Here is a 15,371-nt window from a genome sequence, read left to right as displayed (position 1 = left end):
CCCGCACGTGAGGAGAACGCCATGAGCGCACCGGAAGACCCGCAGGACCCCGCCTTCACCGTCCACCTGAACGGCAGCGGCGGCGACATCACCGGCTGGGTGGTCGTCGACACGCTGGTCGACGGACTGGCCATGGGCGGCACCCGGATGACCCCCGGCGTCACCGAGGAGGAGGTCGCCGGACTGGCCCGCGACATGACCGAGAAGTTCACCCTGGCCGGGCTGCGCATCGGCGGCGCCAAGGCCGGCATCGTCTCGGACGGCACGGACCGCGAGACCACCTTCCGCACCTTCGGCCGCACCGTGAAGCCGCTGCTGCACGGCGGCATCCACCTCGGCATCGACATGGGCGTCACCCCCGCCGACCGGGCCGTCTTCTTCGACGCCGCCGGCTACGACCCGCGCTACCGGCTCGGCGCTCCCGACATGCCCGTCGACTGGCGCACCTACTACGAGCCCCTGATCGACGTCACCGGGTACGGCGTCGGCGTCGCCGCCGTCACCGCGCTGGAGGCGAGCGGCCACACCGGCCCGGCGCGCGTCGTCGTACAGGGCTTCGGCGCGGTGGGCCGCGCGGTGTCCCGCTTCCTGGAGGACCGCGGACACACCGTCGTCGCCGTCGCCGACATCGACGGCACCATCAGCGCCGACCGCCTCCCCGTGGCCGAACTCGCCTCGGTGACCGACCGGTTCGGGCGCATCGACCGCAGCCGCCTGCCGGACGGCGTCACCCTGTCCGCGGAGCCCGAGGCATGGCTGGACGTCGACGCCGACATCCTCGTGCTGGCCGCGCAGAAGCACGCGCTGACCGCGGAGAACACCCACCGGCTGCGGGCCGGGCTGGTCGTCGAGGGCGCCAACCTCGCCTCCAGCGCCGCCGCCAAGGAGAAGGTCGCCGCCTCCGGTGCCGCCCTGGTGCCGGGTGTCATCGCCAACATCGGCGGCGCCGCCTCCGCCGCCCTCGCCGTCACCCGCGTCGTCCCCTTCGACCTGCCGGCCGAGGCCCGCAAGGCATGGGTGTTCGACTGGGTCGGCGACCGGGTCCGGCACAACACCCGAGACCTGCTGGAGATCGCCTCCGCCCGGGCCGGCGACCCGCTGCCCGAACTGCTCGCCGCCCGCCGCGGGGATCTGCGATGAGCGCCACCGCCGAACAACGTCCGACGGCCGCACCACAGGCGGCCGCGTACCGGGTGCCGGACGAGCGCGCCGCCGCGTACCGCGCGCACGGCTGGTGGCGGGACGAGACCTTCCTCGACGACCTGCACCGCCACGCCCGGACCCACCCGCACCGCACGGCCGTCGCCGCCCGGCGGATCACCGAGTCCCGCACCGACACCCTCGACTACGCCGAACTGAACCGCCTCACCGACCGCTTCGCGCTCGCCCTCCTCGAACTCGGCGTCCGCCGGAATGACTTCGTCGCCGTGCAGCTCCCCAACCGCTGGGAGTGGGTGCCGTTGGTCTTCGCCGCGCTGCGCACCGGCGCGGTCGTCGTCCCCGTCTCCCCGCTCTGCGAGGGGGAGGAGCTGCGCCACCGCCTCGCACTCACCGGGGCACGGGTGTACGTCACCGTGCCGGACGCGGCGGAGACCGCGGTACGGCTCCGTCGGGAACTGCCCGCGCTCGCCCACGTTCTGGTGGTGGACGGCCCGGTCCCCGAGGGCGCGCGCGGCTTCCATGAGCACGTCGTGGGGGTGGAGCGGGAGCGGGAGGAGGGCGCCGCGGCCCGGCTGGACGGCCTGGCGACCGGACCCGACGATCCCTTCGTGGTGCTGTTCACCTCCGGCACCACCGGCCTGTCCAAGGGCGTGGTGCACAGCCCGAACACCGTGCACTCGGCCGTCCGCGGTTATGTCGACGCGTTCGGCGCCGGCGACGACTGGGTGGCCGCCGTCTCGACGCCGCTGGTGCACTACTCCGGGTTCGCGCAGGGCGTCCTCGGCTCGGTCCTGCTCGGCGGCACCGTCGCCTTCCAGGACGTACGCCGCGACGACGCGCTGCTCGACCTCGTGGAACGGTACGGCGCCACCCTGCTGTACGGGCCGCCCGCGACCCTCGCGGACGTCGTCGCCTCGCAACGGACCCGGCACCGCGACACCCGCACCCTGCGCCACGTGGTGATCGGCTCCGCCCCGGTGCTGCCGGAGCTGGCCGACGCGGTGGCGGCGACGCTGGGCGCCCGCGCCCACTCGCTGTGGGGCATGTCCGAGAACGGCCCCGTGACCACCACCCGGCCCGAGGACCCGGACGGCTGGGCCTCCCGCAGCAACGGCCGCCCGGTCGACGCCATGGAGGTCCGCGTCGAGACGTCCGGCGCCCTGGGGGACGACGGCGTGGGGCGGCTGAAGGTGCGCGGGGCGTCGCTGGCGCTCGGCTACCTGGGGCGGCCGGAGGCGTTCACCGCCGAACTCGACGCCGACGGCTGGTTCGACACCGGCGACCTGGCCCGCGACGACGGGCGCGGCGGCATCCGCGTCCTGGGGCGGGCCCGGGACGCGATCGTGCGGGACGGGCGGGTGGCCCCCGTGGCCGAGTTGGAGGCGCTCGTCGGCAGCCATCCCGACGCCGTCGAGGCGGCCCTGGTCGGCGTCGGACCGCAGGGCGGCGGCCCCGACGGTCCCGACGGCTCCGTGGGGCCCGACGGCTCCGTGGGGCCCGGCGGGATCATCGCCGTCGTGGCCGGGCGCGACGGGCGGCTCCCCACCCTCGAGGACGTCCGCGCCCGCATCACCGCGGCCGGCCACGACACGCGCTTCCTCCCCGACCGCCTCGAGGCGGTCCCCGCCCTGCCCAAGACCCTCACCGGCAAGGTCCGCAAGGCCGAACTGCGCTCCCGGTTCGCCCCCGTCCAGGCGCCCACCGGCTGACCGCCGCCGACCCCACGCGAGGAGCAGTCATGTCCCACCCACCACCGGTCCCCATGTCGGCCACCCTGGCCGCCGACGCCGTGCTGGCGCGGCGCCGGGCCGCGGGCGAGCGCGTGCTGACGCTGACGAGCGGCGAGATCGGGCTGCCGGTGCTGCCGGGTCTGGCGGCGCGGCTCGGCGCCGCCGCAGGGGAGAACGCCTACGGCCCCGTCGACGGAAGTCCCGCCCTGCGCGGCGCGGCCGCCGGGTACTGGACGCGGCGCGGGCTGGTCACCGACCCCGACCAGGTGGTCGCGGGCCCCGGTTCCAAGGCGCTGCTGTTCGCCCTGCTCCTCGCCGTCGGCGGCGACGTGGTCGTACCGGTCCCCGGCTGGGTCAGCTACGCCGCCCAGGCCCGGCTCGCCGGGGCACGCCCGCTGCCCGTGCCGATCGTGCCGGGCGAGGGCGGCGTGCCCGACCCGGACCGGCTGCGGGAGGCGGTCGCCGACGCCCGCGCCGCCGGGCACGCCCCCCGCGTCGTCGTCGTCACCGTGCCCGACAACCCGACCGGCACCGTCGCGTCGGACACCACCCTGCGGCGGCTGGCCCGGGCCGCCCGCGACCTGGACCTCGTCATCGTCTCCGACGAGATCTACGGCGACCTCGTGTACGACACCGCCGCACCGGCTGTCTCCCCGGCGGTGCACGCGCCCGAGCGGACCGTCGTCACCACCGGCCTGACCAAGAACCTGGCGCTCGGCGGCTGGCGCACCGGCGTGGCCCGGCTGCCCGACGGCGAGCCGGGGCGCGGCCTGCACACCAGGCTCGTCGCCGTCGCCAGTCAGATCTGGTCCAGCCCCCCGGCGCCGGTGCAGGCGGCCGCCGCGTACGCGTTCACCGAACCGCCGGAGGTGCTGGAGCGGATCGCGGCGAGCCGCCGGTTGCACGAGCGGGTGGTGCGCGCGGTCGCCGACCGCCTCGCCGCCGTCGGCGCGCGCACCGCGCCGGTCACCGCGACCTGCTACCTCTACCCGGACTTCGAGCCGCACCGCGCCTCTCTGACCCGCCTGCACGGCGTGCGCGACGGCGACGCCCTGGCCGCGCTGCTCCTGGACCGGCACGGGGTGGGCGTGCTGCCCGCGAGCGCCTTCGGGGAGCCGGGCCGCCCGCTGCGGATCCGGCTGGCGACCAGCCGCCTCTACGGCGACACCGACGAGCGGCGCACCGCCGCGCTGACCGCCGACGACCCCCTCGCCCTGCCCTGGATCCGCGCCGACGTCGACCGGCTCGGCGAGGTCCTCACCGCCGTGACGGGCGCCGGCACGCCCGCGGCCCTCGCCCCGCATCCCTGACCGCCCGGACCCACCCACCAGACGAAGGAGTCACCCATGCCCAGCCCGCACCTCCCCGTCCTCTTCGAGGCCGAGTACGACGGAGCCCGGCACGTCGGCTTCGGCCGGCCCGAGGACGGCGTGCCGCACACCCTGTACCGGGTCGGCGACGGCGCGGTGGCCGCCGCCTTCGTCGCCGGCGACGGCTCGGAGGAGGCCCTGCGCGCGGCCCTCACCGAGGGCACGGACGCCGTCGTCGTCCCGCCCGGCGACCCGGGCCTGCGGCTGCTGCCGCCGCTGCTCCCGCGGGCGTCCGGGGCGGCGCTGCTGAGCGGCTTCATGGGGACGCACAGGAAGAAGTGGGGCGGGCGGACGGCCCCTGACGGCGCCGAGTTCACCCCGCCGAAGTGGTTCTTCAAGGGCTTCGGCGACTGGGTACGGCTGCCCGGCGAGGACCTCGTCGTGCCCGCCCGGCCGGTCGCCCTCATCGAGGAGCCGGAGGTCGCCCTCGTCTACGTCAACGACGCCGACGGCACCCCGCACTACGCGGGCTACACCTTCGGCAACGACCTGTGCGACATCGGCCTGCACCGCAAGGACCCCGGTTACAACCCGTACTGCAAGCTGTGCGACACCGCGCTGGCCCCGTGGCTGTTCCTCGGACCGCCGCCGCGGACGGTGACCGGGCGGGTCACCATCGTCCGGGACGGCGCGACCGCCTGGGAGGGCGCCTTCGACTGCGGCGACGACGCCCTGTACCACCGCGTCCAGGACATGGCCGACCACCTGTTCACCTACCCCGCGGTGCGGCGGCCGGGGCTGGTCAACTACGTCCTGCTGGGCGCCGACGAGGCCAGCTTCCACGACGGCTTCCGGATCGCCGACGGCGACCGCATCGCCGTCGACGTGAAGAGCCACGGCGTGGCCTTCGCCAACCGGGTGCGCTTCGTCTCCCCGGCCCCGTACGCCACCCCCGCGGCTGCTCCCCTCCCCGCCGCCGAGTCTTCTGTCGCGGGGGCATGAACACCTCGTGAAGCGTGGCCGGCCGGTCTGTGCGGCGACCGGCCGGCCCGTGCACGCTCGGACCAGTCCCCAACTCCGCTGATGTACAACGGACTTCACAGGAGGAGACGCGTCGTGTCCCCAACCCGTCGGAAGCAGGTGCACCTCGCGGCCCAGCTGCCCGGCATTCACAACGTGACCGTGTGGTCGGACCCGCGCTCCGGGAGCCAGATCGCCCTCGACTCGTTCGTGCGGCTCGCGCGGACCGCCGAGCGCGGCCGGTTCGACTTCTTCTTCCTCGCCGAGGGGCTCAGGCTGCGCGAGCACAAGGGCCAGGTCTACGACCTGGACATCGCGGGCCGCCCCGAGAACCTGACCGTGCTCAGCGCCCTGGCCGCCGTCACCACCCACCTGGGCCTCGCCGCCACCGTCAACACCACCTTCAACGAGCCCTACGAGGTGGCGCGTCGCCTCGCCACCCTGGACCGGCTCAGCGGCGGGCGGGCCGCGTGGAACGTGGTCACCAGTCACGACGCCTTCACCGGCGAGAACTTCCGCCGGGGCGGCTTCCTCGCCGAGGCCGACCGGTACACCCGGGCCGCCGAATTCCTGTCTGTGGCACGCGCGTTGTGGGACAGCTGGGCCGACGGCGACCTGCGTGCCGACCCGGTGACGGGGGAGTACGCGCGGGCCGGGGCGGGCCGGTTCTCCCACCACGGGCGGCACTTCGACATCTCCGGCCGCTTCAGCACCCCGCCCGGGCCGCAGGGCCACCCGGTGGTGATCCAGGCGGGCGAATCCGCCGCGGGGCGGGAGTTCGCCGCGTCCGACGCCGAGGTGATCTTCAGCAAGCACAACCGGCTCGACGCCGCCCGCGCCTTCTACCGGGACGTCAAACGCCGCCTGCCGCGCCACGGCCGCCGCCCCGAAGACCTGCTGATCCTCCCCACCGCCAACGTGGTCGTCGCCGACACCGACGCGGAGGCCGCGGCCCTCGCCGACGAGATCAGCCGGGACCTCGTCAGCCCCCAGACCGCGATCGCCCACCTGGAGGCGGTCTGGGGCCGCGACCTCAGCGGCTACGACCCCGACGGCCCGCTGCCCGACATCGAACCCGAGGACGACGCGCACTTCCTCAAGGGCCACTCCGTCTTCCGCAAGGACCGCGCCGCGACCGCCCGCGCCTGGCGCGAACTCGCCCGCGAACGCGGCCTGTCCATCCGGGAACTGGTCGTCGAGATCGGCGGCCGCCCCACCTTCGTGGGCAGTCCCCGCACGGTCGCCGACGCCGTCGACCACTTCGTCCAGACCGACGGCGCCGACGGGTTCGTCCTCGTCCCGTATCTCACGCCGGGCGGCCTGGACGACTTCGTCGACCGGGTGGTGCCGCTGCTCCAGGAGAAGGGCGTGCACCGCGCCGACTACACCGGCACCACCCTCCGCGACCACCTCGGCCTCACCTCCGCGCCCCGCCCGGCGTCCTGGGGCGGCGGCCGGGGCGCCCTCGAGCTGAAGGAGACCTCCGTATGACCGGCCGTATGCCCGTCACGACCGGCGGCCCGCTGCACCTCGCCGTCGCCCTGGACGGCGCCGGCTGGCATCCGGCGGCCTGGCGCCCGGACGGCGCCCGACCTGGCGACCTGCTCACCGCCCGCCACTGGGCCTCGCTGGTCGCGGAGGCCGAACGCGGACTGCTGGACTTCGTCACCTTCGAGGACGCCCTCGGCCTCCAGTCCGCCGCCTTCCACCGGCCCGACGACCGCACCGACCAGGTCAGGGGCTCGTTCGACGCCGTCCTGCTCGCCTCCTACCTGGCCCCGCTCACCACCCACGTCGGCCTGGTCCCCACCACCAACGTCACCCACACCGAGCCGTTCCACGTCGCCATCGGCACCGCCACCCTCGACCACGCGTCCCTGGGACGGGCCGGCTGGCGCCCGCAGATCGCCTCCCGCGCCGCCGACGCCACGCTCTTCGGCCGCCGCACCACACCCCAGCTGACCGACGAGGACGTCACCGACCCGGAGCGGATCGCCGCCCGGCTGCGCGACCTGTTCGACGAGGCCGCCGACGTGGTGGAGGCGGTGCGGCGGCTGTGGGACAGCTGGGAGGACGACGCCGAGATACGCGACGCGGCCACCGGCCGCTTCCTCGACCGTGACAAGGTCCACCACATCGACTTCCAGGGCCAGTGGTTCAGCGTGAAGGGCCCCTCGATCACCCCGCGCGGCCCGCAGGGACAGCCGCCCGTGGTCAGCCTCGCCCACGCCTCCGTCCCGTACGCCTTCGCGGCCGCCGCCTCCGACGTCGTCACCGTCACCCCGCACGACCGGGACGGCGCCGCGGCGATCCTCGGCCAGGTGGACGCGGCGGTGGCGGAGGCCGGACGCGACCTCGCCGAACGCCCGCTGAGGGTCCTCGCCGACCTCCTCGTCGTCCTCGACGAGCAGCCCGGCGCCGCCGCCCGCCGCCTGGCCCGCCTCGACGAGCGGGCCGGAGCCGCACTCCGGTCGGACGCCGAGATCTTCACCGGCACGCCCGCCGAACTCGCCGACCTGCTGCTCGACTGGCGCACCGCAGGCCTGGACGGCTTCCGGCTCCGCCCCGCCGCCCTGCCGCACGACCTCACGGCGGTCACCCGCGGCCTGGTCCCCGAACTCCAGCGCCGCGGCGCCTTCCGCACCGCCTACGACACCACCACCCTCCGCGGCCACCTGCGCCTGCCGCGCCCGGCGAGCCGGTACGCGAGGGCGACGTGAGCGCGCCCCACGCCTGTGGACGGCAACTCCGCACATCCCCGTCGGTTAACCTGACAAGGGGGCATCGCACGGGGGTGGGCGGCACGGTGACGGTGACGGACGGCAAGGTGACCGCTGCGGCGGTGCTGCCGGTGAAGCTGCGCGGCTGCCTCGCTGTCGTCGCCGTGCTCGCCGCGCTCGTGGTCGTCATGCTCGGCGTGCGGTACGCCGGTGACGCCGGGCCCGGGCGGGCGGACGCCCGGATCGGACAGGCCGCGTACGGGGTCGGGGCGCCCTGGTGGCACATCGCCTCCGCCACGGACTTCCTGGGCGACCCGGCGGGCGCGCTGCTGCTGCTCACGGCCGGTGTCGTCGGCTGCCTGAGGGCCCGGTGGCCCCGCGCCGCCGTGCTGCTGCTCGCCGGACCCGGGCTGGCCGTCGGTGCGACCCGGCTGCTCAAGCCGCTCGCCGCCCGCACCATCAACGGCGACGACAATCTCGCCTTCCCGAGCGGCCACACCGCCTTCCTCACCGCGTTCGCCCTCGCCCTGGCGCTGCTCGCGGCGGGGCGGTTCGGGCTCGGTCCGGTGTCCGGCACCGCCCTGGCGCTGGGCACCGCCTCCGCCGCCGGCGCCCTCATGGGCTGGGCCCAGGTCGCGACCGGGGCGCACTACCCGACCGACACGGTGGGCGGCTGGTGCACCGCCCTCGCGGTCGTACCGGCGGCGGCGTGGGTGATCGACCGTACGGCCGATTCCCAGCGCCCCCGCCTCAGTTGACGGAAGTCTCCGACGACAGCCGCAGCCCCCTCACGCCCTCCGCCGGAACACCGGCCGTACCGGCCTGCCCCCCAGCCACGGCGTCGGATCGCCCGCGTCCAGCGCCTTGCGGTACACCGCGCACGCCTGGCCGACCACGTCCACCGTGCGGTCGATGTCGGTCTCCTCCAGCGCGCCGCTCACCACGAACGACGGGGCCAGGACCCCGCCCAGCAGCAGGCGGCGCAGGAACAGCGTCCGGTACTCCTGCGACGGCTTCCCCTGCGCGTCCAGCGTCGCGAAGACCAGGTTGCTGGCGCGGCCCCGGACGAGCACATGGTCCGCGACCCCCATCGCCGCCGCCGCGTCCCGGACCCCCGCGGCCAGCCGCTCGCCCAGCGCGTGCAGCCGGGCGGTGACGCCCTCCTCCGTGTACGTGGTCTGCACGGCCATCGCCGCCGCCAGGGCGTGCGTCTCCGCGCCGTGCGTGGTGGACAGCAGGAACACCCGGTCGGCGTCGTGCCGCAGCCCGCCCCGCTCCATCAGCTCGCGGCGCCCGGCCAGCGCGGACACCGCGAAGCCGTTGCCCAGCGCCTTGCCGAAGGTGGACAGGTCGGGGGTCACCCCGTACAGGCCCTGCGCGCCCGCCTCCGACCAGCGGAAGCCGGTGATCATCTCGTCGAAGACCAGCACGCTGCCGTGCCGGTGGGCGAGGTCGCGCAGTCCGGCGAGATAGCCGGGCGGCGGCTCCGTCTGGGTGGCGGGCTCCAGGACGAGGCAGGCGATCTCGTCCGGGTACCGGTCGAACAGCGCCTCGACGGCGGCCAGGTCGCCGTAGCGGAACCGGACGGTCAGCTCGGTGGTCGCCGCCGGGATGCCCGCCGACATCGGCGTCGTGCCGATGAACCAGTCGTCGACCGAGAAGAACGGGTGGTCGGCGCAGAGCGCCACCCGGGTGCGCCCGGTGACGGCGCGCGCCAGCCGCACGGCCGCCGTGGTCGCGTCGGAGCCGTTCTTCGCGAACTTCACCATCTCGGCGGTCGGCACCGTGGCGAGGAACCGCTCCGCCGCCTCCGCCTCCACCACCGAGGGGCGCACGAAGTTGCTGCCCCGTTCCAGCTCCCGCCGCACCGCCTCCAGCACCCGGGGATGCGCGTGGCCGAGGCTCACCGACCGCAGCCCCGAGCCGTACTCGATGTACTCGTTGCCGTCGACGTCCCACACATGGGCGCCGCGCCCGTGACTGATGACCGGCGCCAGGTCCTGCGGGTACTGGTCGTCGCCCTTGGCGTACGTGTGCGCGCCGCCCGGAACCGCCGCGTGCAGCCGCTCGTTCACCGCTCGCGACCGGGGCAGCTCCAACTCCTGGCCGCTCATGGTGCCTTCACCTCCAGCGTTCTCAACACCTCGGCCAGACCGGGCGCCTTGCGGTCCCGTTCGGACGTCACGGTGACCGGCAGCGGCCACGGGACGGCCAGTTCGGGGTCGTCGAAGGCGATCGTCACGTCCTCGGCGGGGTCGTGCTCGCGGTCGATCCGGTACGACGTGTCGGCGGTCTCCGTCAGCGCCTGGAAGCCGTGCGCGCAGCCCGCCGGCACGTACAGCGTGGCCTGCGTGTCGCCGGACAGCTCGACCGCGGCCCGGCCCAGGTACGTCGGCGAGCCGGGCCGCAGGTCCACCACCACGTCGAAGATCCGGCCCCACGAGCAGCGGACCAGCTTGGCCTCGCCCTCGCCGGACCGCAGATGCATGCCGCGCACCACGCCCCGCACCGAACGGGACAGGCTGTCCTGGACGAACGCGTCCGGGTCGATCCCCACGGAACGCGCCACGTCGGCGTCGAACGTGCGGCAGAAGAAGCCGCGTTCGTCCGTGAACGGCGTCGGCTCGAACAGAAATGCCCCGGCGATCGCCGGGACCTCGGTCACCTTCATGGGGTCTCCTGTCGTGCGAGGTCGGGTGCGCCGCCGGACGCCGGTAAAAGAGCGTTCAGCGCCTCGAACTGCCGGCGGACGCGCTCGGCCAGCACCGGGTTGCGTTCGGCGAGGGTCCGCCGGACCCGCGCCCGGTCCCGCTCCAGCGCGCGGAACTGCTCCAGCAGCCGGTCCGGGTCGATCTCCCGCGCCGGGTGGCAGTGCTCGCCCAGCCCCATGTCGGCCATCAGCCGGTCGCTCTTGGCCGCGTAGCTCACGGCGAGGGCGGGGGTGCCGACCTTCAGCGCGCACACCAGGTTGTGGTAGCGGGTCGCCACCACGGTGTCCGCGACCGCCATCTCCTTCATCAGGTCGCCCAGCGACGCCGTGGCCGCGGCGACGACCAGCGGCGAGTCCACTGCCTCGAGGATCGCCTCGGCCACCGTCCGGTCCACGTCGTCGCCGGTGAGCAGCCGCACCGGCCTGCCGTCCGCGGCCAGCCCGCGCACGAAGCGCGTCATGCCGTCCAGGTAGCGGCGGCGCAGTTCGTCCGCCCGGTCCCGCTCGTCGTTGCTGCCGCCGAAGTCCATGACCCCGACGCACACCGGTCCGGGCGGCCCCGAGTCGCTCCCCGACGGGGGAGTCGCCAGCGCGAACACCAGGTCCGCGTAGACCTCGTCGCGCCGGGTGTCCACGCCCATCTCGCGGAGCGCGTCCCGGGACAGCGTGTCCCGGTACGAGCGGTAGGCGGCCAGCCGCGCCGCCCAGCGGGTGAGCGCCCGCACCGGCCGGCTGCGGGTCCCGGACGCCCCGACGCCGACCAGCGCGACCGGGGTGCGCAGCAGCCGCCCGGCCGCGCACACCAGGAACAGCGAGTACGGCATGCCCCACGGCCGCAGCGGCAGCGTGCTCTCCAGGATGCCGGTGCCGGGGACGATCACCACGTCGTGCCGGCGCACCCACGCGGCGATGCGGAAGGCGTCCACGAGCTTGCCCAGGCCCTTGCCCGCGATGTCGGCGGGGCGTGCCGCCGTGCGGTACTCGCCGCGGAACCAGTGCAGCCGCGACGCCGGTATGCCGTACCGGGCCGTGACGGTCTCGGGTCCGCCGCACAGGGCGTCCACCTCCGCACCCGGACGATCGGCGCGCAGATGGTCCAGCACGGCGACCAGTGAACCGTCGTTGCCGACGTTCCCGGAGCCGAACAGACCGAAGAGGCCCACCCGGGAAGACGTCACGCGGCACCCCTTTCACGGCCGGCGACCAGGGCGTCCACGGAGACGTCGAGCGCCGCCGGGTCCACCGGGGCACGGTCCTCGACCCGCTCGCCGGCGCCCGGCCGGACCCGGCTGGTCGCCCACGCGGCCAGATGCCGGTAGCAGGCGCGCCGGTCGGCGGGGGACAGGGGCGCCCGCCGCACCGCCGAGACGAACCCCCACACGTACTCGGCGAGCAGCCGGGGTGTCGGGTGCAGCGGGCCCGCGCGGCGCGGGTCCAGGTTGACGCAGCGGGCGCGCTTGGAGGGGTTGGCCCGCTCGGCGCGGGTGGGGTGGTCGCGCCGGAAGTACAGCAGCTCCGGCACCTGGTGGAAGGGGCCGTGCAGGGTGAGCTCGGCGACGAAGGTGCGGTCGGCGTGGTGGTAGCTGTCGTGCGGCTTGACCCGGCGCAGCACGTCGGCGCGCATCACACCGTAGAAGTCGTCGCCGCCGGGCTCGAACAGCAGGCTGCGGAACCGCTCCGGGGCGTGCGGCGAGGAGGTGTTCAGCGTGTACGCGTAGGGCACCTTGACCTTGCCGTCCTCGTCGATGACGGCCTGGTCGCTGTGCGCGAGGATCACGTCGGGGCGCTCGTCGAGCGCCTCCACGCAGCGCTTGAGCAGGTCACGGGCGTACAGGTCGTCGTGCGAGGCCCATTTGAACAGCTCGCCGCGGCACTGGGTGAAGACGTAGTTGTGGTTCGGCGCGGCGCCGATGTTCCGGGCCAGCCGGATGTACCGGATCCGGGAGTCCCGCTTCTCGTAGCGGCGGCAGATGTCCTGGGTCGCGTCGGTCGAGGCGTTGTCGGTGATGACCAACTCGAAGTCCTCGTACGTCTGGCCGAGCAGGGCCTCCAGCGACTCGGCGAGGTACTCCTCGCCGTTGTACACGGGAAGGCCGATGCTCAGCCGGGGTTGCGCGGTCATGACGTCCTCACTTCACGGATGAGAGATCTCGGTGGTGCTCGCGCAGGGCGATCCTCAGGTGCAGCCACCACGCGGCCGAACCGCACACGGACGCGGCGGCGGCCCCCCAGGCCGAGCCGACGGTGCCGCCGAGGGCCGCACCGCCGATCCCGAGCCCCACGTAGCAGACGGACGCGAAGATCTGGCACCGGAGACTGAGCCGGGCCGCGCCGAGCGCGCGCAGCCCGGCGGCCGCTCCGGTACCGACGCCGGCCCCCGCGACACTGAGGGTGGCCGGAACGATGAGTTCCTTGGCGGCGGGCCAGACGTCGCCGAGGACCAGTTCCCCCGCCCGGTCCGGCATCAGCAGCAGCACGCCGCCCCACAGCAGGGCGGCGACCGCCTGGCCGCCGCCCAGGAACAGACAGAACCGGCCGAGCCGGTGCGGGGCCTGCCGCAGCATCCGCGCCGCCTCGGCCACGGTGACCAGCGTCAGCCCCATCAGCACGGCCAGGAACGGGCCTTGCAGCAGTTCGGCGCCCCGGACGACGCCGACCGCGCCGACGCCGACGATGGCGCCGAGCCCGTACGCGCGCAGCTGGCCGGCGCCGCTCACGCAGGTGTTCTCGACCAGGTACCGGTAGCCGAGGTCACGGTGGTCGCGGATCCAGGGCCGGGCCCCGGTGAGCCGCGGCCGGATGCCGGACTGCGCCCAGCCGTACGCGGCGGCCACCGCGGCCGAGCCGCCCCAGGCGAGCACGAACGCGGGCACCGTGCCCGCCTGCGCCGCCACGACCATGGCGGGGATCAGCGCCACGCCCCACACCACGTCGTTGACGAACGCCTTCCGGCCCACGCCGGCCGCGAAGAACGAGTACCGCCAGGCGTCCTGGAGCAGCAGCCCGGGCAGCACCACGCCCAGGCAGGCGAAGGCGGCCCCCACGCTGCCGCCGAGCAGCGGCCACAACGCCAGGCACAGCACGCCGATGACCGCGCCGACGCCCAGCGAGGTGCCCGTCGAGCGGGACACCGCCTGCCGCCAGGACGCCTCGGACACGGCGCTGAACCGCACCACGAGCGGGTCGGTGGCCAGACCCCGGGAGACGCTGAGCACCACGCCGTAGGTCACCCAGGCCAGGCTGAACACGCCGAACGCGGTCAGTCCCAGCGAGCGTGCCACGTACACGCCCACGGCGAAGTTGGACAGGCTGGAGGCCGCCTGGTCGGCCAGCCCCCACGACAGCCTGCCCGCGACGGCCCGCGTGACGGTGCGGGCCGGGCGCGCCGCCGGCGCCGCCGCCGTCGTCGGCGGCGGAGTCGGCGACTTGTCTCCCTCGGCGGCCACCGGGCTCACGCCTTGACCAGCCCGGCGCCGTGCAGGGCGTCGGCCGCCGCGACGACGGTGTCGAACGGCAGACCGGCCCGCTCGGCCACGTCCAGCAGACCGTGCTCGCCGTCGGAGAGGCTGAGCACCCACAGCATCGCCATCTGGGCCTCCTGCGCGTCACTGCGGCCGCCCAGCGCCGCGTACAGCCCGCGCCGCCCCAACTGCGGCTCCCCGTACGGGCTGAGGTTGACGTACCGCCGGTCTCGGTCGAGCACGGCGAACGCCTCCCGGCAGACGGCCAGGGTGTCCTCCATCGCCTCGGGCGTCACGAAGTCCAGGTCGTCCGCCGAGGTGTGGTACTCCGGGTAGCCGGCGTACGGGGTCCGGCTGAGCGACCCCACGCCCAGGTCGAACCCCGGCGAGCAGAACTGCCGCTCGTCGTAGCCGTACGGGGTGAACTCCCGTATCTCGTGCGGGCGTCCGGAGGTCTCCAGCACGTACCGCATCACCCGGTCGATCTCCGCGTCCCCGCGCCTGCTGCGCTTGTACGTCAGCGAGCCGCGGTCGCCCGCGCAGGCCAGCACCAGCCCGTGCTTCACCCGCTCCACCCGTCCGGCGTTGCGGGCCAGCCAGGTGATCGCCCCGATGGTGCCGGGCGCGAACAGGAAGCGGTACGTGTAGTACGGCGTGGACCCGGCCAGCGACCGGGCGAGGAACGCCGCCACCGCGATGCCGGCCAGGTTGTCGTTGGCCAGCGCCGGATGGCAGACGTGACTGGAGACGAGCACCTCGTCGGGCACCTGGCCCGGCACCACGTGCTCGGCGTAGGTGAGATGCCCGTCCGCCAGGGTGGAGTCGATCCGCACCTCGTACTCGCCGTCGGGCAGCGCGTCCAGGGTCTCCTGCGTCAGACAGAACCCCCAGTCCGGCTTGTAGTAACTGGTGCGGTACGGCACCCACGTCGGGCGGTCGGGCAGGGTGTGCAGATGGGGGCGCAGCTCGGACAGCGGCATCCGCGCCGACACCGGCACGCTGTAGCCCAGCACGTGCAGGCTGGAGTCGGCGAGGTCGACGACCCGCCGCCCGGACGGGTCGGCGATCCACGCCTCGCGGACGTTCCACTCCTGCGGCACCGTCCAGTCCAGCACCTGCGTGCCGGTGGGCACCTCGTGCACCTCGAGCGGCAGCAGCTCGCCGACGACGTCCAGGGTGGCGCGCACCCCGTCGCCGGTGATGCTCCGGCGGAGCGGGTACATCCGCTCCACCAGGGCGTGCATCTCCTCGCCGGGCGT

At 74.8% G+C, this 15,371-nt stretch carries 13 protein-coding genes; 7 read left to right on the top strand and 6 right to left on the bottom strand.

Annotated elements, in window-relative coordinates; translation table 11 throughout:
• Positions 1–21: 21 nt before the first annotated feature.
• From ACFOSY_RS10700 to ACFOSY_RS10670, 7 genes are all read left to right on the top strand, one after another.
• Positions 22–1,140, top strand: a complete 1,119-nt coding sequence (locus tag ACFOSY_RS10700) for a Glu/Leu/Phe/Val dehydrogenase dimerization domain-containing protein (protein WP_394306515.1) — start codon at positions 22–24, stop codon at positions 1,138–1,140.
• Entirely contained in the window at positions 1,137–2,870 is a 1,734-nt protein-coding gene (locus ACFOSY_RS10695) for an AMP-binding protein (RefSeq protein WP_394306514.1), read from the top strand. The genes ACFOSY_RS10700 and ACFOSY_RS10695 overlap by 4 nt, the downstream gene beginning before the upstream one ends.
• Positions 2,871–2,899: 29 nt before the next feature.
• Positions 2,900–4,201: a pyridoxal phosphate-dependent aminotransferase gene (locus ACFOSY_RS10690; protein ID WP_394306513.1), complete on the top strand. Its 1,302-nt coding sequence runs from the start codon at positions 2,900–2,902 to the stop codon at positions 4,199–4,201.
• Between the two features lie 36 nt (positions 4,202–4,237).
• Entirely contained in the window at positions 4,238–5,203 is a 966-nt protein-coding gene (locus tag ACFOSY_RS10685) for a fumarylacetoacetate (FAA) hydrolase (RefSeq protein ID WP_394306512.1), read from the top strand.
• 81 nt (positions 5,204–5,284) lie between these two features.
• On the top strand, positions 5,285–6,712 hold the full coding sequence (locus ACFOSY_RS10680) for an NtaA/DmoA family FMN-dependent monooxygenase (RefSeq protein WP_394306511.1): 1,428 nt from the start codon (positions 5,285–5,287) through the stop codon (positions 6,710–6,712).
• Positions 6,709–7,941, top strand: a complete 1,233-nt coding sequence (locus tag ACFOSY_RS10675; RefSeq protein WP_394306510.1) for an LLM class flavin-dependent oxidoreductase — start codon at positions 6,709–6,711, stop codon at positions 7,939–7,941. Before ACFOSY_RS10680 ends, ACFOSY_RS10675 begins: the two co-directional genes overlap by 4 nt.
• Positions 7,942–8,015: 74 nt before the next feature.
• The gene (locus ACFOSY_RS10670) at positions 8,016–8,699 is read left to right on the top strand and encodes a phosphatase PAP2 family protein (protein WP_394306509.1); all 684 of its coding nucleotides are present in this window, start codon (positions 8,016–8,018) and stop codon (positions 8,697–8,699) included.
• A gap of 30 nt (positions 8,700–8,729) precedes the next feature.
• On the opposite strand, the gene ACFOSY_RS10665 is transcribed toward ACFOSY_RS10670, so the two are convergent.
• From ACFOSY_RS10665 to ACFOSY_RS10640, 6 genes are read right to left on the bottom strand one after another with little or no spacing between them, the layout of a single operon-like run.
• Positions 8,730–10,055, bottom strand: coding sequence for a glutamate-1-semialdehyde 2,1-aminomutase (locus tag ACFOSY_RS10665; protein ID WP_394306508.1), 1,326 nt, complete (start codon positions 10,053–10,055; stop codon positions 8,730–8,732).
• Entirely contained in the window at positions 10,052–10,612 is a 561-nt protein-coding gene (gene rfbC / locus ACFOSY_RS10660) for a dTDP-4-dehydrorhamnose 3,5-epimerase (RefSeq protein ID WP_394306507.1), read from the bottom strand. Before rfbC ends, ACFOSY_RS10665 begins: the two co-directional genes overlap by 4 nt.
• Positions 10,609–11,814: a polysaccharide pyruvyl transferase family protein gene (locus ACFOSY_RS10655; RefSeq protein WP_394306703.1), complete on the bottom strand. Its 1,206-nt coding sequence runs from the start codon at positions 11,812–11,814 to the stop codon at positions 10,609–10,611. Before ACFOSY_RS10655 ends, rfbC begins: the two co-directional genes overlap by 4 nt.
• An 11-nt stretch (positions 11,815–11,825) precedes the next feature.
• Positions 11,826–12,773 carry a glycosyltransferase family 2 protein gene (locus ACFOSY_RS10650; protein ID WP_394306506.1) on the bottom strand — a complete coding sequence of 316 codons (948 nt, stop codon included), beginning with the start codon at positions 12,771–12,773 and terminating at the stop codon, positions 11,826–11,828.
• Positions 12,774–12,780: 7 nt separating this feature from the next.
• Positions 12,781–14,097, bottom strand: coding sequence for a hypothetical protein (locus ACFOSY_RS10645; RefSeq protein ID WP_394306505.1), 1,317 nt, complete (start codon positions 14,095–14,097; stop codon positions 12,781–12,783).
• A 5-nt stretch (positions 14,098–14,102) separates the two neighbouring features.
• Complete coding sequence (locus ACFOSY_RS10640) at positions 14,103–15,356, bottom strand: DUF4910 domain-containing protein (RefSeq protein ID WP_394306702.1); 1,254 nt, start codon at positions 15,354–15,356, stop codon at positions 14,103–14,105.
• Positions 15,357–15,371 lie beyond the last annotated feature (15 nt).

Source organism: Streptomyces lusitanus (genome assembly GCF_042647945.1).
In the GTDB taxonomy this organism is placed as follows: Bacteria; Actinomycetota; Actinomycetes; order Streptomycetales; family Streptomycetaceae; genus Streptomyces; species Streptomyces pseudogriseolus.
The sequence above is the reverse complement of the archived record's forward strand: the minus strand, read 5'-3'. Positions and strand labels throughout refer to the sequence as shown.